18 protein-coding genes are annotated in these 18,194 nt (G+C 71.3%); 5 read left to right on the plus strand and 13 right to left on the minus strand.

What is annotated here, in order from left to right; all coding sequences use genetic code 11:
* Nucleotides 1-153 precede the first annotated feature (153 nt).
* Nucleotides 154-1,191: an SDR family oxidoreductase gene (locus ACIRC0_RS04745; RefSeq protein ID WP_403611213.1), complete on the minus strand. Its 1,038-nt coding sequence runs from the start codon at nucleotides 1,189-1,191 to the stop codon at nucleotides 154-156.
* A gap of 5 nt (nucleotides 1,192-1,196) precedes the next feature.
* The gene (locus ACIRC0_RS04750; protein WP_403611216.1) at nucleotides 1,197-1,682 is read right to left on the minus strand and encodes a phage holin family protein; all 486 of its coding nucleotides are present in this window, start codon (nucleotides 1,680-1,682) and stop codon (nucleotides 1,197-1,199) included.
* 102 nt (nucleotides 1,683-1,784) lie between these two features.
* On the opposite strand from ACIRC0_RS04750, the gene ACIRC0_RS04755 reads away from it, so the two are divergent.
* Entirely contained in the window at nucleotides 1,785-2,138 is a 354-nt protein-coding gene (locus tag ACIRC0_RS04755) for a VOC family protein (protein ID WP_403611218.1), read from the plus strand.
* Nucleotides 2,139-2,266: 128 nt separating this feature from the next.
* Entirely contained in the window at nucleotides 2,267-3,961 is a 1,695-nt protein-coding gene (locus tag ACIRC0_RS04760; protein ID WP_403611220.1) for a purine-cytosine permease family protein, read from the plus strand.
* A gap of 104 nt (nucleotides 3,962-4,065) precedes the next feature.
* Here ACIRC0_RS04760 and ACIRC0_RS04765 read toward each other — a convergent pair whose 3' ends face one another.
* The 6 genes from ACIRC0_RS04765 to ACIRC0_RS04790 all read right to left on the minus strand — a co-directional run bounded on the left by ACIRC0_RS04765 (nucleotide 4,066) and on the right by ACIRC0_RS04790 (nucleotide 9,993).
* On the minus strand, nucleotides 4,066-4,611 hold the full coding sequence (locus tag ACIRC0_RS04765; RefSeq protein WP_403611222.1) for a GNAT family N-acetyltransferase: 546 nt from the start codon (nucleotides 4,609-4,611) through the stop codon (nucleotides 4,066-4,068).
* 24 nt (nucleotides 4,612-4,635) lie between these two features.
* Entirely contained in the window at nucleotides 4,636-4,887 is a 252-nt protein-coding gene (locus ACIRC0_RS04770) for a LapA family protein (RefSeq protein WP_403611225.1), read from the minus strand.
* A gap of 75 nt (nucleotides 4,888-4,962) precedes the next feature.
* A complete protein-coding gene (locus ACIRC0_RS04775) occupies nucleotides 4,963-5,886 on the minus strand; it encodes an LD-carboxypeptidase (protein ID WP_403611228.1) in 924 nt (307 codons plus the stop codon).
* Nucleotides 5,883-7,847 (minus strand): LpqB family beta-propeller domain-containing protein, encoded by a 1,965-nt coding sequence (locus ACIRC0_RS04780; RefSeq protein WP_403611231.1) that lies wholly within the window; start codon nucleotides 7,845-7,847, stop codon nucleotides 5,883-5,885. Before ACIRC0_RS04780 ends, ACIRC0_RS04775 begins: the two co-directional genes overlap by 4 nt.
* A gap of 15 nt (nucleotides 7,848-7,862) precedes the next feature.
* Nucleotides 7,863-9,167, minus strand: coding sequence for a M20/M25/M40 family metallo-hydrolase (locus ACIRC0_RS04785; protein WP_403611233.1), 1,305 nt, complete (start codon nucleotides 9,165-9,167; stop codon nucleotides 7,863-7,865).
* Entirely contained in the window at nucleotides 9,160-9,993 is an 834-nt protein-coding gene (locus ACIRC0_RS04790; protein ID WP_403611236.1) for a M55 family metallopeptidase, read from the minus strand. Before ACIRC0_RS04790 ends, ACIRC0_RS04785 begins: the two co-directional genes overlap by 8 nt.
* A gap of 315 nt (nucleotides 9,994-10,308) precedes the next feature.
* Here ACIRC0_RS04790 and ACIRC0_RS04795 point away from each other — a divergent pair, with 315 nt between their 5' ends.
* Nucleotides 10,309-10,944, plus strand: coding sequence for a hypothetical protein (locus ACIRC0_RS04795; protein WP_403611238.1), 636 nt, complete (start codon nucleotides 10,309-10,311; stop codon nucleotides 10,942-10,944).
* A 77-nt stretch (nucleotides 10,945-11,021) separates the two neighbouring features.
* Here ACIRC0_RS04795 and ACIRC0_RS04800 read toward each other — a convergent pair whose 3' ends face one another.
* The 5 genes from ACIRC0_RS04800 to ACIRC0_RS04820 are packed head-to-tail and all read right to left on the minus strand — an operon-like array spanning nucleotide 11,022 to nucleotide 15,980.
* Nucleotides 11,022-12,041 (minus strand): Gfo/Idh/MocA family protein, encoded by a 1,020-nt coding sequence (locus tag ACIRC0_RS04800; protein WP_403611240.1) that lies wholly within the window; start codon nucleotides 12,039-12,041, stop codon nucleotides 11,022-11,024.
* A gap of 23 nt (nucleotides 12,042-12,064) precedes the next feature.
* Complete coding sequence (locus tag ACIRC0_RS04805; RefSeq protein ID WP_403611243.1) at nucleotides 12,065-12,973, minus strand: sugar phosphate isomerase/epimerase family protein; 909 nt, start codon at nucleotides 12,971-12,973, stop codon at nucleotides 12,065-12,067.
* 1 nt (nucleotide 12,974) lies between these two features.
* Nucleotides 12,975-13,877 carry an ATP-binding cassette domain-containing protein gene (locus tag ACIRC0_RS04810; protein ID WP_403611246.1) on the minus strand — a complete coding sequence of 301 codons (903 nt, stop codon included), beginning with the start codon at nucleotides 13,875-13,877 and terminating at the stop codon, nucleotides 12,975-12,977.
* A gap of 5 nt (nucleotides 13,878-13,882) precedes the next feature.
* Entirely contained in the window at nucleotides 13,883-14,953 is a 1,071-nt protein-coding gene (locus ACIRC0_RS04815; protein ID WP_403611248.1) for an ABC transporter permease, read from the minus strand.
* Nucleotides 14,954-14,957: 4 nt separating this feature from the next.
* The gene (locus ACIRC0_RS04820; protein WP_403611250.1) at nucleotides 14,958-15,980 is read right to left on the minus strand and encodes a sugar ABC transporter substrate-binding protein; all 1,023 of its coding nucleotides are present in this window, start codon (nucleotides 15,978-15,980) and stop codon (nucleotides 14,958-14,960) included.
* Nucleotides 15,981-16,292: 312 nt separating this feature from the next.
* On the opposite strand from ACIRC0_RS04820, the gene iolC reads away from it, so the two are divergent.
* Together iolC and ACIRC0_RS04830 are read left to right on the plus strand one after the other, a co-directional pair.
* Complete coding sequence (gene iolC / locus ACIRC0_RS04825) at nucleotides 16,293-17,249, plus strand: 5-dehydro-2-deoxygluconokinase (protein WP_403611253.1); 957 nt, start codon at nucleotides 16,293-16,295, stop codon at nucleotides 17,247-17,249.
* 61 nt (nucleotides 17,250-17,310) lie between these two features.
* On the plus strand, nucleotides 17,311-18,189 hold the full coding sequence (locus ACIRC0_RS04830; protein ID WP_403611255.1) for a deoxyribose-phosphate aldolase: 879 nt from the start codon (nucleotides 17,311-17,313) through the stop codon (nucleotides 18,187-18,189).
* The last annotated feature ends 5 nt before the right edge of the window (nucleotides 18,190-18,194 follow it).

Genomic DNA, 18,194 nt, shown 5'->3' on the forward strand with positions numbered 1-18,194 from the left:
GTTGGCCCGGTCCCAGGGGGGTTTTTTCTCGTCATACCGCCGGATGGTGCGGCCGCTGCTGCGGGGTGTGACCCCGGGAGAGGTGGGTGGGGGGGCGGGGTCTGGTGACCCGGCCCGCCCACCGTCGTCTTCGTCTTGCTCAGTACGTCGGTTTCAGCCACGGCGGCGCAGGCCGGCCGCCGTGACCGCGGCACCCAGGCCCCCGGCCAGGATCCCCGCGCCGATACGCGTCCGGTTGCGGGACAGCCACTCCTCCACGCTGTCCGGACGGGACTCCGCGTCGAATCGGCCGTGGGCACCGTAGTCGTGGCCGTGCGGTCCGTCCGCCGGCGACCACAGGTTGCCCGCGGTGCCCTGCTGGCCCTCGTCGCGCTGCGAGTCGAACCCCGTACGGGCGAGGTAGCGGTCCAGCAGCCCCGGGAACACGGCGTTGGCGACAAGGGTGGCCGCCGTGGACCCGCCCACCCAGTACTCCCGGCGCCGCGGGTGCCCCGCCGCATGGACGATCGCGCGCGCGGCGACCTCCGGCTGGTAGACCGGCGCCACCGGCCGCGCCCGGCCCGGCATCCGGCTGAGCACCCAGTCGAACTGCGGGGTGTTGAGCGCCGGCATCTGCACCATCGTCGTGCGCACCTTCGAGCCGTCGTGCAGCAGCTCGCAGCGCAGCGACTCGTTGAAGCCCTGGATCGCGTGTTTGGCCCCGCAGTACGCCGACTGCAGCGGGATGCCCCGGTAGGCCAGCGCGGAGCCGACCTGGACGATCGTCCCGTGGTCCGCGGGCAGCATGTGCCGCAGCGCGGCCCGGGTGCCGAACACATAGCCCAAGTACGTCACTTCGGTGACCCGGCGGAACTCGTCCGGAGCGACGTCCGTGAACCGCGCGAAGACACCGGCGAACGCGTTGTTGACCCAGACGTCGATCCGTCCGAACTCCTCGACGACCTGCTCCGCCGCGTCCTCGACCGCCCGCGCGTCCGACACGTCGACGGGGACGACGAGCGCCTCACCCCCGGCGCGCCGCACCTCGTCCGCGGCCGCGGCGAGGCCCTCGCGTCCCCGGGCGAGCAGAGCGACCCGGTCGCCCCGCTTGGCGAAGGCCACGGCGGTGGCGCGGCCCACGCCGCCGCTGGCCCCGGTCACCACGACTGCCCTGCGGCGCTTCGGCAGGGCTCCCGACCATGCCCTCGCCATGCGGCTCACCGGGCCCGGTGCTGCGGCGCCCGGGGGTCCGCTCCAGGACCCGCGGTACCCGGCGCGGCCGGATCGGTGACGCCCGGCGTGGGCGGGGTGTGCGGCATCGGCGGGTACGGCGTCCCGAGCCCGCTCTGCGGGGCGGCGGGCGGCGTGGTGCGGAGGCCGTGGGCGGCGTGGTGCGCCCCGGTTCCGTGCCCGCCGGCGCGGGCGGCGCCGCGCAGCAGGAAGGCGGCCACACCGAGCACCGCCGCCGTGATCAGCGCGGCGGCCCAGCCGGGCAGGGCCAAGGCCAGCGCCAGACCGAGGGCGAGTGCCACCCCGGCGCCCGCGTACAGTCCGGTGGCGCCCGAGGCCGCGTAGAACGCGGCCGTGCGGCGCTGCTTGCGGGTCTGCTCGCGCAGCTCGTCGCGCACGGCCTCCCGGGCCACCTGCGCCAGCTCGTCGACCAGATGCTTGTCCAGATGTTCCAGGTGATCCAAGCGGTTCATGTCCGCCGGGTACCCGTGCCCGGGCACGCGTAACGGCAGGTGCACGCGCGGATCGGTGCGAAACGATCTCCCGCCCGGCCGACCGCAACTAGGCTCGTCCGCATGGAGATTCTGGGAGCCACGCTGCGGATCTGCGTCGACGACCTGGAGGCTTCGGTCCCGTTCTACGAGAGACTGACGGGCACCCGCGCGCTCCGCTTCGAACGCGGCGGCGTCTCGGTGGCCGCGGTCGGCTTCTTCCTGCTGATGAGCGGGCCCGAGTCCGAACTGGAGATCCTGCGCAAGGTGGCGGCGACGATCGCGGTGGAGGACGTCGAGGAGGCCCACCGGGTGCTGAGCGACCTCGGCGCGCGTATCATCGCCGGCCCGGTGCCGACCCCGGTCGGCCGCAACCTGATCGCCGTGCATCCGGACGGTTCGGTGTACGAGTACGTGGACCGCCGCCAGGCGGAATGACGCACTCCACCGTCGTAAAGCCATCGAAACGGCCGGGAAACAACGCGGCGGGACTCTTCCGTGCAACAGCAACAGCACTGCCCCGCTCGTCGGGGAGGTGACGCGAGCTCGCGGAAGAGGGAAGGTTCATGACGGACATCGTCGACAGGCAGACGCCGCCGGACACCACGAGCCGGACGTACAACGGCTGGACGCGGAACGACACGCTCGAGGACTACTCGCTGCGGTACGCGCCGAAGTCCTTCCGCCGCTGGACGCCGTACGTGGTGGCCACCACGGCCCTGGGCGGCATCGCCTACCTCGCGGACTTCGCCATCGGCGGGTCGATCGCGATCTCCAACGGCTTCTCCAGCGCCATGGTGGCGATCCTGGCGGCGGCGGTGGTCATCTTCCTCACCGGCATCCCGGTCTCGTACTACTCGGCGAAGTACTCCATCGACATGGATCTGCTGACCCGGGGCGCCGGTTTCGGCTATCTGGGCTCGACCCTGACCTCGGTCATCTACGCCAGCTTCACCTTCATCTTCTTCGCCCTCGAGGGCTCGATCATGGCGCAGGCCCTCGAACTCGGCCTGCACATACCGCTCGCGATCGGCTACGTCATCTGCTCCCTGATCATCCTGCCGTTGGTGGTCTACGGCATGACCGCGCTGTCGAAGATGCAGGTGTGGACCCAGCCGATCTGGCTGGTGCTGATGGTCGCGCCGTTCGTGTCCATCGCGATCCAGGAGCCGGGGAAGTTCTCGCAGTTCACCCACTTCGCGGGCAACTCGCCCACCGGGTCGAGCATCAGCATGCTGGGAGTGGGCGCTGGCGCCGGCGTGGCGCTGTCGCTGATCGCGCAGATCGGTGAGCAGGTCGACTATCTGCGCTTCATGCCGGACAAGACGCCCGAGAACGCCAGGCAGTGGTGGGGCGCGGTGCTGTCAGCCGGTCCGGGCTGGGTGGTGCTGGGCGCGGCGAAGCAGATCGGCGGGGCGTTCCTGGCCTTCTACATCGCCGGCAGCGTGGGGCTCGCGAAGGCGAACGAGCCCATCCAGCAGTACGTGCACGGGTTCAGGACGTTCGCGGCGCCGGTCGCCCTGGGGCTGGCGACGTTCTTCGTGATCCTCTCCCAGATCAAGATCAACTCGACGAACGCGTACTCCGGTTCGCTGTCCTGGTCGAACTTCTTCTCCCGGCTGACCCACCGTCACCCCGGGCGCGTCGTCTACATCTTCCTCAACGTCGGTGTCGCGCTCGCACTGATGGAGGGCGGCGTGTTCGGGTTCCTCAACACGGTGCTGGGCTTCTACTCGAACGTCGCCATCGCGTGGATCGGCGCTGTCGTGGCCGACCTGGTGATCAACAAGCCGCTGGGGCTCAGCCCGTCGTACATCGAGTTCAAGCGGGCGCACCTGTACAACTTCAACCCGGTCGGCTTCGGCTCGATGCTGATCGCCTCGGCGGTGTCCATCGCCGCGTACTTCGAGGCGTTCGGCCCGTACGGCAAGGCGTACTCGCCGTTCATCGCCCTGTTCCTGGCCATGGTGCTCTCGCCGCTGTTCGCGGTGGCGACCAGGGGCCGGTACTACATCGCCCGCGTCGACGCCCTCGACGAGCCGCTGCTGGACGAGCGGGGGCTGCCCTCGGCGGCGACGCTGACCTGCTCGGTGTGCGCGGACACCTTCGAGCGCCCCGACATGGCGGGCTGCCCGTTCCACTCCGGCGCGGTCTGCTCGCTGTGCTGCAGCCTGGAGAAGGACTGCCACGACGCCTGCAAGAGCGGCAGGCGCAGCGGGCCGGTGAGCCTCGCCGCGCCCACCGTACGGTCGGCGGACTGACGGCGCACCGCGCGCGGCCGAGGACGGCCGTACAGGGGCCGCACGGGGGCCGATTGAGGGCCGCGTGGGGGGCCATCACCGCTCAGGTACCGCGCAGGTACCGCTCAGGTGCGGAGCATCTCCGCGGTGATGGCCCAGCGCTCGTGGTCCCGCCAGGCCCCGTCGACGAAGATCATGTCGGGTGAGAAGCCCTCCAAGCGGAAGCCACAGCGTCGGGCCAGGCCGATCGATCCGGTGTTGAGGGGCTGCGCGTTGATCTCCAGCCGGTGCAGCCCCAGCGGCCCGAGCGCGTACCGCACCACGAGGTTCAGCGCCTCCGTCATCAGCCCGCGCCCGGCGGCGTGCGCGAAGGCGCCGTAGCCGAGCGCCCCGCTCTGGAAGCCGCCCCGGACGATGTTGTTGATGTTGATGAACCCGGCGATCGCCCCGGTGTCCCTCTCGCACACCAGGAACCCCGCCCTCGTCGGGTCGTCGATCAGCCGCCCCGCGTAGGCGGCGTACTCCTCGGGAGTGGTCGGCGGGAACAGCCACGGGTGGTGCAGCTCCCTGCTCTCCCGCGCCCGGGCGGTGAACTCCGCCGCGTCGTCGTGGGTGAAGGGGCGTATGCCCACGCGGGGGCCCTCGGCGAGGTATTCACGGGGATCGGACACGGCGACACCGTACGTGATCCGCGGTCACCCGCGTCGGCTGACGAGAAGGGCCCCGCACAGCGCCCCGATCAGCCCCGTGCCGAGCAGCGCCAGCCACAGCGGCATGGTCACCAGGGGCACGAGCAGCCGGATCCGGGTGTGCTGGGTGTTCTCGAAGACGAAGACCAGTACGAGCGCGGCCAGCACCAGGACGGCGACCCTGCGCGGCGTGAGGCCCTGCCGCCCCCGGCGTGTCGCGCCGCTCGTCGTGGCCTCGCGGGAGGTCTTCGGGTTCATGGGCCCAGGATGGACGGCACGGCGCGGCGCCGCCCGCCGGGTGGAGCGGACGGGTGACCCGAGCGTTGAGTCCCGTCACGCCAGCGCCGGGACCTCCAGCGTCAGCGTCCCGGTGTCCGCGTCCAGTTCCGCGGCGACGCCGAGCGGCATGGTCAGGGCTCCCTCGCCGTGGCCGAACCCGAACCGCTCCACGACCGGTATCCCGAGCCCGCCGAGCCGGTCGGTGAGGACGGCGCGCAACAGCTCGTACGGGCCGCACTCCTCCCAGGAGCCGAGGGCGATCCCGGTGACCCCCTCGAGCCGGCCCGAGCGCAGGAGCTGGGTGAGGAGCCGGTCCACGCGGTAGGCCTCCTCGCCGATGTCCTCGAGCAGCAGCAGCCCGCCCGTCTCGCCGGAGCGGGCGTGTGGCGTGCCCAGTTCGGCCGCGATCAGGGCGAGGCATCCGCCGGAGGTGACGCCCCGGGCGCGGCCGGGCACGAGCGCGGTGCCGGAGGAGGTGATGGTCGTCACGGACTCCGGCTCGAAGAGGGTGGCCCGCAGGTGGTCCTGCGTCCGCGTGTTCTTGAGGAAGTCGGCGGCCGCCACCATCGGCCCGTGCAGCGTGACCAGGCCGAGGCGGGCCGCGAACGCCTCGTGCAGCGCCGTGATGTCGCTGAAGCCGACCAGCACCTTGGGCCCGGCGGCGCGCAGCGCGTCCCAGTCGAGCAGGTCCATCATGCGCTGCGCCCCGTACCCGCCGCGGGCGCACAGCACCGCGGACACCTCCGGGTCGCACCAGGCGGCCTGGAAGTCGGCGGCCCGGTCGGCGTCCGTACCCGCGAGGTAGGGGAACTCGGGGTGCCGGTCGAGCACGTGCGGGGCCACGACCGGATCGAGGTCCCAGCCGCGCAGGATGTCGAGACCGGCGGCGAGCCGCTCCTCGATGACGGGTCCGCTGGGCGCGACGACGGCGACGCGGGCGCCGGGGGCGAGTCTGGGCGGCCTGATCAGGTGGGTCACTCGGTGAGCTCCAGGGTGGGGATGCCGGGCGGGTTCAGCCCGAAGACCTGCGCGTACAGGGACAGCTCGGCCTCCAGGGCACGCACCATGGTCTCAGCCCGCCGGAAGCCGTGCCCCTCGCCCTCGAAGGCGAGGTAGGCGTGCGGGATCCGCCGGCCCCGGAGCCGGGCCAGGAACCGCTCGCACTGCGCGGGCGGGCAGATCGGGTCATCGAGCCCCTGCAGCAGCAGGAAGGGGACGGTGATCCGGTCGGCGTGCTCCACGGGCGACCGCTCGGCGTACCGGCCGGGCACCTCGGCATACGGTCCGACCAGTGTCTCCAGGTACCGCGACTCGAAGTCGTGGGTCTCCCCCGAGCCCCAGCTCGCCAGGTCCAGGACCGGGTAGACGATCGTGCCGCAGGCGTACACGTCGGTCGACGTCAGGGACGCGGCCGCCGTCCAGCCGCCGGCGCTGCCGCCGCGCACGGCGAGCCGGTCGCGGTCGGCGGTGCCCTCGTCGGCCAGGGCGAGCGCGACGGCCGCGCAGTCCTCGACGTCGACGACGCCCCACTGTCCGCGCAGGCGGTCGCGGTACGCGCGTCCGTAGCCGGTGGAGCCGCCGTAGTTCACCTCGGCGACGCCGATGCCGCGCGAGGTGAAGTAGGTGATCTCCAGATCGAGGACGAGGGGGGCGCGGCTGGTGGGGCCGCCGTGCGCCCAGACGACGTACGGCGGCGGTGCGCCCTCGGGCGCGACGCACTCGGGGTGGCGTGGCGGATGGATGTGCGCGTGGATCTCGCGGCCTCCGGGTCCGGTGAAGGTACGGATCCGGGGCTCGGGGTAGTAGGCGGGGTCGACGGGGTCCTCGTGCGCGGCGCCGATCACGCGGGCGTGGCCGGTGGCGGTGTCGAGTTCGACGACCTCGTGCGCGGTGCGGGGGCCGGCGCCGACGGCGACGACGCGGCTGCCGTGCACGGCGAGCGTGGCGGCGAACTCGGTCCAGGGTCCGGCCACGTCGACGACCTCGCCGCCGACCGGGTCGAGGATCCCGAGCCGGCCCGCTCCCCTGCCGTGCACCACTGCGATGGTGCCGTCGTCCAGGGGAGCGAACCACTGCAGTCCCACCTTCCACAGCGGCCCGCCGAACTCCTCCTCTCGGGGGCACAGCGGCGTTCCGTCCCGGTAGAGGTTCCACCAGCCGGTGCGGTCACTCACGTACAGCAGGGAGCCGTCGGGCGCCCACTCGGCCTGGGCGATCGACTCCTCGGGGCCGCCGGCGACCGTACGCGGCTCCCGCAGCGTTCCCTCGCCGGTGACCTCGGCGACGAGCAGCTCGGTGCCGTCCCACGGCATGCGCGGATGGTCCCAGGCGAGCCAGGCCGCGCGGCGCCCGTCCGGCGAGAGACGGGGGCCGGTGACGAACCGGTGGCGCGCGTCGGTGAGTTCGCGGACGGCGTCCCGGTCCTCGGCCGCCGAGCCGTCCAGCGGAACGGCGGCCGGCAGCCGCCGCACGTCCGTGGGTGCGTCTCCGGTGAACTCCTCCAGGACACACCACACTTCACCACGTTCCAGGTGCAGCCGGGGGTCGACCCAGCGCAGTCCGCCGCCCACCGGTGACAGCGGGGTGAGCGGGCGCGGCCGGCTGCCCGGCGCCGCGGGCTCGTAGGCGTACAGCCGCTGGTCCGCGAAGTGCACGAACACCACCAGCGGCCCCTCGGGGCGCATCGCTGCGGCCCAGGGCCGGCCGCCGTACTCCATGACCCGGCTGCGCACGTTCCACGGCGGGGGCAGGACCGACACCTCCAGGCCGGCCGCCGTGCGCCTGACCAGGGTGCGCCGGCCGCCCTCGGCGGGGCGGGGTTCGGTCCACCACGCCTCCTCGCCCACGAAGCCGACCGCCTCCGGCTGCCCGCCGTGCGCCGCGGCGAGCGCCGCGTCGACGGGCGAGGGCCATGCCCCGTACGGCAGGGTCCGCACCATCCGCCTTGTCCCTCCCTAGGCCGTGCGCAGAAAGCGGTCGAGGACGCGGACGCCGAAGTGCAGCGCCTCTACGGGCACGCGTTCGTCGACGCCGTGGAACATCGCCTGGTAGTCGTAGCCCTCGGGGAGCTTCAGCGGCGTGAACCCGTAGCCGGTGATGCCGAGGCGGGAGAACTGCTTGGCGTCCGTGCCGCCCGACATGCAGTAGGGCACCACGTGTCCTTCGGGCGCGAACTCCTCGACGGCGGCCCGCATCCGCGCGAACGTCGGCGAGTCCACGGGCGCCTGGAGGGCGACCTCCCGGTGGTGGAACTCCCAGTCCACGTCCGGCCCGGTGAGTTCGTCCAGTGTCGTACGGAACTCGTCCTCGGTGCCGTGCAGGTAGCGTCCGTCGACGTGGGCGACGGCCTCGCCCGGGATCACGTTGATCTTGTAACCGGCGCTCAGCATGGTCGGGTTGGTGCTGTTGCGGACGGTCGCCTCGACGAGCGCGGCGGCCGGGCCGAGCTTCTTCAGCAGGCCGTCCACGTCGTCGAGGTCGGCCTCGAGCCCGTACAGGGCGGCGAGTTCGGTGAGCGCGGCGCGCACGGTGGGGGTGAGCCGGAGCGGCCATTCGTGGGCGCCGATGCGGGTCACCGCGGCGGCGAGCCTGGTGACCGCGTTGCTGCGGTTGACCTTGGAGCCGTGGCCCGCCCGGCCGCGCGCGGTCAGCTTCAGCCATCCGGTGCCGCGCTCACCGGCCGCGATCGGGTAGATCTGCCGTCCGTCGCCGTCGTGGAAGGTGAACGCCCCCGACTCGCTGACGCCTTCGGTGCATCCCTCGAAGAGGTCCGCGTGCCGGTGCGCGAGGAATCCGGAGCCGTCCTCGGCGCTGGCCTCCTCGTCGGCGGTGAAGGCGATGACGAGGTCGCGGCGGGGCCTGGTGCCCGAGCGCGCCCAGTGCCGTACGACGGCGAGGATCATCGCGTCCATGTTCTTCATGTCGACCGCGCCCCGGCCCCACACGACGCCGTCGCGCACCTCGCCGGAGAACGGGTGCACGCTCCAGTCCGCCGCCTCGGCGGGCACCACGTCGAGATGGCCGTGGACGAGCAGGGCGTCGGCGGAGGGGTCGGTGCCCTCGATACGCGCGACGACGTTCGTCCGGCCCGGGGTGCGCTCCAGGAGCACGGGCTTTAGGCCGGCCTCGGCCAGGCGTTCGGCCGCGTACTCGGCGGCGGGCCGCTCACGGCAGTCGCCGCCGCCGCGGTTGGTGGTGTCGATGCGGATGAGGTCGGACGTGAACCGCACGACCTCGTCGAGTGCCTGCCGGTCAGCCATACTGTTCCTCCACCGCGGCCGAGACGATCGTGGTGACCGCCTTGAACGTCCGGATCCCCTCGTACATGGTCACGCTCGTGTACGCCACCTTCCGCTCGCCGATGCGGTCCACTCCCGGTACGACGGTGGCGGCCATCGCCAGATGCTCGGCGTCGAACTCCAACGCGATGGTGAACGGACCTCTTGCCACCGGCTCGTGACGCACCGCCAGGGACGCGGCTTCCTTGGCCGCCGCGCGGATGTCGGCGGCGGTCCTGGCCGGGGTGCGGCACACCGCCGCGTACCGTGACACATGGTCCTTGACGGCCACCTTGCGCGCCTCGGGCGCGTACCCGAGCGCGTCCTCGCAGGCCACGTCGTCGCCGGTGACGAGGACGACGGGCACGCCGTACTCGGCGACGACGTGCGCGTTCAGCAGGCCCTCGCTGGCGCGGACGTCATTGAGCCAGACCCCCGTGATGGAGTTGGCGAGGTAGGTGTGGGCGAGCACGCCCTCCATCCCTGCCCCCGCGTGGTAGCCGACGAACGCGACACCGTCCACGTCGCCGTGCTGCACGCCCTCCACCATGGACAGCGACTTGTGCCGTCCGGTGAGCATCTGCGCCCTCTCATCCAGCTGTTCGAGGAGCAGATTGCGCATGGTCGAGTGGGCCTCGTTGATCAGCACCTCGTCGGCACCGCCGTCGAGGAAGCCGAGCACGGCGGCGTTCACGTCGGAGGTGAACATCGCCCGGCACCGCTCCCACTGCGGCGTCCCGGGCATCACGTCGGCCGGCCAGGTCACACCGGTGGCGCCCTCCATGTCGGCGCTGATGAGGATCTTCATGCTCCGTCACGTTACGCGTCGCGGAGCAAGGGGGCCACGAAGGCGAGACGGCCGTCTCAGCCGTTCGGCACCTCCAGGGACAGCGGCCGTCATGCGCGGGCGGCCTGCTGCCGGGGGTGACCGAGGCGTGGCTCGCGGCGGGCGCCCGGCGCGTCCCGCCTCTGTCCACTCGGCGTGTCGAACCACGACCTCGCCCGGATCAGGGCGATCGGCCCCTCTTTCACATACACGTCGTCAATGTGTGTTGCCAGTGCGATAGTTGTGAAGCTCGGCCGGGATGATCCGGCCGATGGGCTGAGGGTCCTGGGGGGACTAGTGACATTCATTCGCCGTGCCGTTACAGCGGCCGCTGCCGCCGCCGTCGTGCTCGTGGTGACGTCCGCGGGCTTCGCGTTGGCCACCGACGAGCAGCAGTCGTACATCGCTGCAGACGGCACGATTCAGGGATGCGTGAACTCGAGCGGTCACCTGCGCCTCGTCGAGGGGGGCTCCGCCTGCCGGCCCGACGAGCAGTCCGTCACCTGGGCGCAGAAGGGCGAGCAGGGGCCCGCCGGACCGAAGGGGGACACCGGAGAGCAGGGGCCGGCGGGACCGGCCGGCCAGCGGGGAGACACCGGGCCGCAGGGTCCGGCCGGAGCGGCCGGACCCACAGGTCCGCAGGGACCCGCCGGAGCCCCCGGCCTGGCGGGCGTGCACGTGGTCACCGTGTCGAAGGACGTCGGGTCCCTGGACATGGTCGACGTCGACGCCACCTGCCCGGACGGGGAGGTCGCCACCGGGGGCGGCTGGTACCTGCCCGGCACCACCGCCCAATCGTATGGTTCGGAGCTGCACTCCAACCCGATTCTCTCCGGCACCACGCCCGTCGGCTGGACCGTCGGGTTCCTGAACGGCGGCTACGAGCCGCACTACACGGCCTCCGTCTACGCGATCTGCGCCAAGGCCGGTTGACCGATCGGATCAACGGCGCGTGACCGGTCCTCCGACCGGTCACGCGCCGACTTGACGATCCGGCGACGCCCGGCCGCTCAGCGGTAGAGCGCCGGGCGCTCGATCAGTTCGACTTCGACGCGCCGTCCCTCCGCCTGCGCGCGCACGCCCGCCTCGCAGACCGCCGCCGCCGCGTAGCCGTCCCAGACGCTCGGGCCGGTGACCTCGCCGCGCCGGGTGGCGTCGACCCAGGCCTGCACCTCGCGGTCGTAGGCCTCGGCGAAGCGCTCCACGAAGTCCGGGGCGATGGTGCCGCCCCAGCGGCCCGCCATGTTGGTGACCATGGCGTGCCCGTCGCCGATCCGGGCGGTGCCCGACTCGCAGACCACCTCGGCCTGCACCTGGTAGCCGAAGCCGCAGTTGACGAAGATCTCCACGTCGACGAGCGCGCCGCCGTCGGTCTCGAAGACGACGAACTGCGGGTCGGACAGCCCGTCAGGCGCGTTGCCCGACGGTGTCGGGCGCAGCACCGTCACCGCCGTGATCTCCTGGCCGAGCAGCCAGCGGGTGACGTCCATCTCGTGCACGACGGAGTCGTTGATGAGCATCGCCTCGGTGAAGCCGGGCGGGCTGCCCGCGTTGCGGTGCCGGTTGTGCAGCATCAGCGGCCGGCCCAGCTGGCCGCTGTCCAGCAGCGACTTGAGCTTGATGTACTCGGCGTCGTAGCGCCGCATGAAGCCGACCTGGACGCGCCGGTGGCCCAGCTTCTGCTCGGCCTGAAGGACGCGCAGCGCGGAGGCGGCGTCCGGGGTGAGGGGCTTCTCGCACAGCACCGGCAGGTCGTGCTCGAAGGCGGTGAGCAGTGCGGCCTCGTGGGCGGGGCCGGGTGAGGCGATCAGTACGGCGTCGACGTCGGCGGCGGCCATCGCGGCGGCCGGTTCGGTGTAGGCGGTGCAGCCCTCGACGCCGGCGGCGACGGACTTGGCGCGCTCCGCGTCGACGTCCACGACGGCGGCCACCCGCGCCCCGCTGATCACCTCGTCGATGCGGCGCACATGGTCGGCGCCCATCCTGCCCGTCCCGATGACGGCGACTCCGAGCGTTCCACGCTGAGTCATGGTCTTGCTGGTCCCTTCGGGGGTCAGGCGCCGCAGGAGCGGAGGAACTTGCGGGTGCGGACGGCGATGGGCAGCGGCTTGTCCGGCTCGCAGGGGTACATGTCCTGCTCGACGATGGCGAACAGGTCGACGCCCAGGCCCTGCGCTGCCGCCAGGACCGGCTCCAGCGCGGGCACGCCGGCCGGGGGCTCGCACATCACGCCGCGCTGCACGGCGGGCCCGAACGGCACCCCGCCCGCGACGACGTCGGCGAGGATCTCCGGGTCGACCTGCTTGAGGTGCAGATAGCCGATGCGCTCGCCGTAGGTCTCGATCAGCTTGACGCTGTCGCCGCCGCAGTAGGCGTAGTGCCCGGTGTCCAGGCAGAGGTTGACGAGGTCGGAGTCGGTGGAGTCGAGGAAGCGCTCGACGTGGTCCTCGGTGTCGATGTGGGTGTCGGCGTGCGGGTGGACGACGATGTCCAGGCCGTACGTCTCCTTGACCTCGTGGCCGAGCCGCTCCATGCCCTTGGTCAGGTGCGCCCACTGTTCGGCGGTGAGCTCGGAGGGCTCGAGGATCTCGGCGGTCTTGTCGTCCCGCCAGAAGGAGGGGATGACCACGAGGTGCTTCGCGCCCATGGCCTGGGTGAGGGCCGCGACCTGGCTGACGTGCTCCCAGGTGGACTCCCACACGGACGGTCCGCGGTGCAGGGAGGTGAAGACCGTGCCGGCCGACACCTTCAGGTCCCGCTTGTTCACCTCGTCGGTGAGCCGCGCCGGGTCGGTCGGCAGGTAGCCGTAGGGGCCGAGCTCGATCCAGGAGTAGCCGGCCTCGGCCACCTCGTCCAGGAAGCGTTCCCAGGGCACCTGCTGCGGGTCGTCGGGGAACCAGACGCCCCAGGAGTCCGGGGCGGAGCCCACCCGGATGCGGTCCAGGGAGGGGACAGTGGTCATGTCAGGAGTTCCCTTCGGGTGATGCCGCCACAGGTGCCTGGAGGTCCTCCGCTTCCGGGAGCCCCTCGACGTCGACGCCGCTGACCTGCGCCAGCTCGTGCTTGAGCGCGGCCAGTTCGGCGCCACCGGCCATGTGGTTGGTGAGTTCCTCGAGGCTGACCTCGCTGCGCGAGGCGGAGAGTTCGAGGGTGCCCAGGCGCAGCACGCTGAAGTGGTCGCCGACCATGTAGGCGTGGTGCGGGTTGTGGGTGATGAAGATGACGCCGAGACCGCGGTCGCGGGCGGCGGCGACGTACTTCAGCACCACGCCGGACTGCTTGACGCCGAGTGCGGCGGTGGGCTCGTCCAGGATGAGGACGCGGGCGCCGAAGTAGACGGCGCGGGCGATGGCGACGCACTGGCGCTGGCCGCCGGACAGGGTGCCGATGGGCTGCTCGAGGTCGTCCAGGACGATGCCCATGTTCCGCAGCTCTTCGTCCGCGGTCTTCTTCATCCGGGCGATGTCGAGGCGGCGGAAGGGCCAGGGGCCCTTGGTCATCTCGGAGCCGAGGAAGAAGTTGCGCCACACCGGCATCAGCGGCACGGTCGCGAGGTCCTGGTAGACGGTGGCGATGCCCTTGTCGAGGGCGTCACGCGGGGTGGTGAACCTCACCGGCTCGCCGTCGACGAGGAACTCGCCCTCGGTGTGCTGGTGCAGCCCGGAGATGATCTTGATGAGGGTGGACTTGCCGGCGCCGTTGTCGCCGAGGACGCAGGTGACCCTGCCGGGGTGGACGGCGAGGTCGACGCCGTGCAGGGCCCGGATGTTGCCGTACGCCTTGCCGGCGCCGCGCAGTTCCACGATGGGCGCCCGGTCCGCCGGGGTGGCCGTGCCGTTGTTCTGGTCGAGGTCAGCGGTCGTCATGGTGGTCACCTCCGGGTCGCGGACTTCTGGACCCACAGATTGATGAGCGTGGCGCCGAGGAGCATCACGCCGAGGAAGGCCTTGAACCAGTCGGGGTTCCAGCCGGCGTAGACGATGCCCTGGCTGACCATGCCGAACATGAAGGCACCGAAGACGGGACCGATCGCCGAACCGTAGCCGCCGGTGAGCAGGCAGCCGCCGATGACCGCCGCGGCGATGTAGATCAGCTCCTGGCCGACGCCCTCGCCCGACTGGACGGTGTTGAAGGCGAACAGCTGGTGCATGCCGACGAACCAGGCACCGAAGCCGACCAGCATGAACAGCGAGATCTTGGTGAACTTCACCGGCACACCGACGGCCCGCGCGCTGTCCTTGTTGCCGCCGACCGCGAAGATCCAGTTGCCGTACTTGGTGCGCAGCAGCACCCAGGTCGCCAGGGCCGCGAAGAACAGCCACCACAGGACGGTGATCTTGAACTGGACGCCGCCGATGGTGAAGCTCGACGAGAAGACCGCCTTGGCCTGGTCGAAGCCGTCCATGTCGCTGATGTCGTCGGTCGCCACGTTGCCGGTGACCAGCTTGGTGACGGCCAGGTTGATGCCCTGCAGGCCGAGGAAGGTGCCGAGGGTGACCAGGAAGCTGGGCAGTCCGGTGCGCACCATCATCCAGCCGTTGAAGGCGCCGATCCCGAGCGAGACCACGAGGGCGACGACCACGCCGACCCAGACGTTCATCGTCAGCTGGAAGCTGACCATGCTCGCGGTCAGCGCCGAGGTGATCACCGCGACACCGGCCGACAGGTCGAACTCGCCGCCGATCATCAGCAGGGCCACGGGCAGCGCCATGATCCCGATGGTGGACGACTGGTAGAGCACGGTGGCCATGGCGCTGCCCGAGCGGAACGTGGGGGCCATGGCGAAGAAGAAGACGAACACGGCGACGGCGCCGAGGAAGACGCCGACCTCCGGCCGGGCGAGCAGCCGCACCACGAGGGAGCGCTGCACGGTCCGGCCGTCGCGTTCCTTGGGGCCGGAGGCCGGCGGTGAGGTCACCGCCGGCACAGCCTGCTGAGTCATGGGATCACCTCGTGCCGTTGGCGGCGAACGTCGCGATGGTGTCGACGTTGGACTTGTCGACGAAGGCCGGGCCGGTCAACACCGGCTGCTCACCGCCGCCGCTGTAGTTGCCGTTGTTCTTGTACAGCCACAGGGAGTCGATCGCCAGGTAGCCCTGCAGGTAGGGCTGCTGGTCGACGGCGAACTGGATGTCGCCCTTCTTGATGGCGTTGGTCAGGTCCTTGTTCAGGTCGAACGTGGCGACCTTCGCCTTGCTGCCGGCGTCGGAGACCGACTGCACCGCGGTCAGTGCGTACGGCGCGCCCAGCGTGGCCACGTAGTCGATGGAGCTGTCCTGCTTGAGCTTCGCACTGATCGTCGACTTCACGGACGGCATGTCGGTGCCGTTGACATACAGGATCTGCGTCTTGCCGGTGAACGTCTTCTTCAGTCCGTCGCAGCGCTGGGTGAGGCCGACGTTCCCCTGCTCCTGGATCACGCACACGGTGTTCTTGGCGCCGAGCTCGTTGAGCCGCTTGCCGAACGCCTCACCCGCCACCGTCTCGTCCTGCCCGAAGAACTCCATCAGGCCGAGCTTCTTCCAGTCGCTCAGACCGGAGTTCAGGCCGACCACGGGTATCTTCGCCTGGGTGGCCTTGCCGATGACGTCCTTCATCGCGTCCGGCTTGGCGAGGGTGACGGCGATGCCGTCGACCTTCTGGTCGATCGCGTTCTGCACCAGGTTGGCCTGGTTGCCCGCGTTGGGGTCGCTGGAGTAGACGAGCTTGATGTTGTCCTTGGCCGCCGCCGCCTCGGCTCCCTTGCGGACGATGTCCCAGAAGGTGTCGCCCGGCGCCTGGTGGGTCACCAGCGCTACCGTCATACGGGGAGTGCTGGCCTTGCCGGCGGAGACGTTCGAACTCGCGTCCTCCGCCTTCTTCCCGCCCGAGCTGCTGGAGCAGCCGGCGACGAGCAGCGCGGAGGCGGCGGCCAGCGCGAGTACGGGGGCGACTCTGCTGGAGCGGCGAGGGTGAAACGTGCGGTCCATCTTTACCTGCACCTCACTGTGCGACCGGGGGAAGGGGAGGGACGGCGCCGCACGGGACCCCCCTCGGGGCCCGGACGGACGTCCGGGTCGTCTGCCGGTGAACCGGCGGTTTCGCTGGCACGGGATACAAACCCCTGTCGCACCCACCTGTCAATACTTTGTTAAGACATCATTTCAGAAGCAGGTCCGAATGTAAGTACAAAGCCTTGACAGGGACTCCTCGTGCGGCCTACACCTGTGAGGCATCCGGCGCCGGATGCCCGCCTTCCCGGCGCCCGGTCGCCCGCATCCCCCGCATGAGGAGCGTCGCACATGCCTGAGCCCGCCGAACATTTCGATCTCATCACCATGGGCCGCATCGGGGTCGATCTCTACCCGCTGCAGACCGGTGTGCCGCTCCCCCGGGTCGAGACCTTCGGAAAGTTCCTCGGCGGCTCGGCGGCGAACGTGGCGGTGGCCGCGGCGCGTCTCGGCCGCAACACGGCGGTGATCACCCGGACCGGGAACGACCCCTTCGGCACCTATCTGCACCAGCAGCTGAAGGAGTTCGGCGTCGACGACCGGTTCGTCACGCCGGTGGACGCCTACCCGACCCCGATCACGTTCTGCGAGATCTTCCCGCCGGACGACTTCCCCCTGTACTTCTACCGCCGCCCCAAGGCTCCCGACCTGGAGATCCACACCGACGAGCTGGACTTCTTCGCCATCCGCTCGGCCCGGATCTTCTGGATCACCGGTACCGGCCTGAGCGAGGAGCCCAGCCGCTCGGCCACGCTCGCCGCCCTCAAGGCCCGTGACAAGGCCGGCATCACGGTGTTCGACCTGGACTGGCGCCCCATGTTCTGGCACGACCCCGACACCGCCCGCCCGTACTACCGCGAAGCGCTGCGCCACGCCACCGTGGCCGTCGGCAACCTCGACGAGTGCGAGATCGCCACCGGCGTACGCGAGCCGCGCGCCTGCGCCGAGGCGCTGCTGGAGGCCGGTGTGGAGCTCGCGGTCGTCAAGCAGGGCCCCAAGGGCGTGCTCGCCGTGCACCGCGACGGGACGACGGCCGAGGTGCCTCCCGTGCCGGTGGAGGTCGTCAACGGGCTCGGCGCCGGGGACGCCTTCGGCGGCTCCCTGTGCCACGGACTGCTCGCAGGCTGGCCGCTGGAGAAGACCATGCGGTACGCCAACGCGGCCGGTGCGCTCGTCGCCTCCCGCCTCGCCTGCTCCTCCGCGATGCCGACCGAGTCGGAGGTCGCCGACCTCGTCGCCCGCGGCTGACCGCCGCCTCGAGGCCTCTCGCACGCGGCCCCACGGCCGCCACCCCTGAACGGAGCCTGTCTTGAGCATCAGCATCCCCGACCTCGCCACGGTGCGCGCCCGGCACCCGGAGGCCATCGCCGAGGCCGCCGCCCGCCGTGTCCGCCGCCCGCTGATCGGCGACAGCGGCCGCCTCATGATCGTGGCGGCCGACCACCCGGCCCGTGGCGCCCTCGGCGTCGGCGATCACCACCTGGCCATGGCCAACCGCGCGGACCTGCTGGAGCGCCTGTGCGTCGCGCTGTCCCGGCCCGGCGTGGACGGGGTGCTGGCCACCGCGGACATCCTGGAGGACCTGCTGCTCCTCGGCGTCCTGGACGACAAGGTCGTCATGGGCTCCATGAACCGCGGCGGTCTCGCGGGCGCGTCCTTCGAGATGGACGACCGCTTCACCGGGCACCGCGCCGAGGACATCGAACGGCTCCGCTTCGACGCGGGCAAGCTGCTGCTGCGCATCGACTACGACGACCCGGGCTCGCTGAAGACCCTGGAGTCCACGGCGAGGGCCGTGGACGACATGGCGGCGCGCCGGCTGCCGCTGTTCATCGAACCGTTCATATCCCGCCGTGTCGACGGCCGCGTGCGCAACGACCTGAGCGGCCAGGCCGTGACCCGGTCCATCGCCATCGCCTCCGGTCTCGGCGGCACCTCCGCCTACACCTGGCTGAAACTGCCCGTCACCGACGACATCGACGACATGGCCGAGGCGCTGGAGGCCTCCACGCTGCCCGCGGTGCTCCTCGGCGGCGAGGTCGGCAAGGACCAGGAGGGCGCCTACGAGAAGTGGCGCAAGGCGCTGCGCCTGCCCACCGTGCAGGGGATGGTCGTCGGCCGGTCCCTGCTGTACCCCGCGGAGGGCAGCGTGGAGACCGCGGTGGACACCGCGGTCGGACTGCTGTGACACCG

It is taken from the genome of Streptomyces sp. NPDC093984 (assembly GCF_044764595.1).
GTDB lineage: Bacteria > Actinomycetota > Actinomycetes > Streptomycetales > Streptomycetaceae > Streptomyces > Streptomyces cynarae.

What these genes read in the sequence shown, in the direction of transcription:
- ACIRC0_RS04745 (WP_403611213.1), bottom strand. Translation starts at nt 1,191, where the DNA reads ATGGCGAGGGCATGGTCGGGAGCCCTGCCGAAGCGCCGCAGGGCAGTC.
- ACIRC0_RS04750 (WP_403611216.1), bottom strand. Translation starts at nt 1,682, where the DNA reads ATGAACCGCTTGGATCACCTGGAACATCTGGACAAGCATCTGGTCGAC.
- ACIRC0_RS04755 (WP_403611218.1), top strand. Translation starts at nt 1,785, where the DNA reads ATGGAGATTCTGGGAGCCACGCTGCGGATCTGCGTCGACGACCTGGAG.
- ACIRC0_RS04760 (WP_403611220.1), top strand. Translation starts at nt 2,267, where the DNA reads ATGACGGACATCGTCGACAGGCAGACGCCGCCGGACACCACGAGCCGG.
- ACIRC0_RS04770 (WP_403611225.1), bottom strand. Translation starts at nt 4,887, where the DNA reads ATGAACCCGAAGACCTCCCGCGAGGCCACGACGAGCGGCGCGACACGC.
- ACIRC0_RS04780 (WP_403611231.1), bottom strand. Translation starts at nt 7,847, where the DNA reads ATGGTGCGGACCCTGCCGTACGGGGCATGGCCCTCGCCCGTCGACGCG.
- ACIRC0_RS04785 (WP_403611233.1), bottom strand. Translation starts at nt 9,167, where the DNA reads ATGGCTGACCGGCAGGCACTCGACGAGGTCGTGCGGTTCACGTCCGAC.
- ACIRC0_RS04790 (WP_403611236.1), bottom strand. Translation starts at nt 9,993, where the DNA reads ATGAAGATCCTCATCAGCGCCGACATGGAGGGCGCCACCGGTGTGACC.
- ACIRC0_RS04800 (WP_403611240.1), bottom strand. Translation starts at nt 12,041, where the DNA reads ATGACTCAGCGTGGAACGCTCGGAGTCGCCGTCATCGGGACGGGCAGG.
- ACIRC0_RS04805 (WP_403611243.1), bottom strand. Translation starts at nt 12,973, where the DNA reads ATGACCACTGTCCCCTCCCTGGACCGCATCCGGGTGGGCTCCGCCCCG.
- ACIRC0_RS04810 (WP_403611246.1), bottom strand. Translation starts at nt 13,877, where the DNA reads ATGACGACCGCTGACCTCGACCAGAACAACGGCACGGCCACCCCGGCG.
- ACIRC0_RS04815 (WP_403611248.1), bottom strand. Translation starts at nt 14,953, where the DNA reads ATGACTCAGCAGGCTGTGCCGGCGGTGACCTCACCGCCGGCCTCCGGC.
- ACIRC0_RS04820 (WP_403611250.1), bottom strand. Translation starts at nt 15,980, where the DNA reads ATGGACCGCACGTTTCACCCTCGCCGCTCCAGCAGAGTCGCCCCCGTA.
- iolC (WP_403611253.1), top strand. Translation starts at nt 16,293, where the DNA reads ATGCCTGAGCCCGCCGAACATTTCGATCTCATCACCATGGGCCGCATC.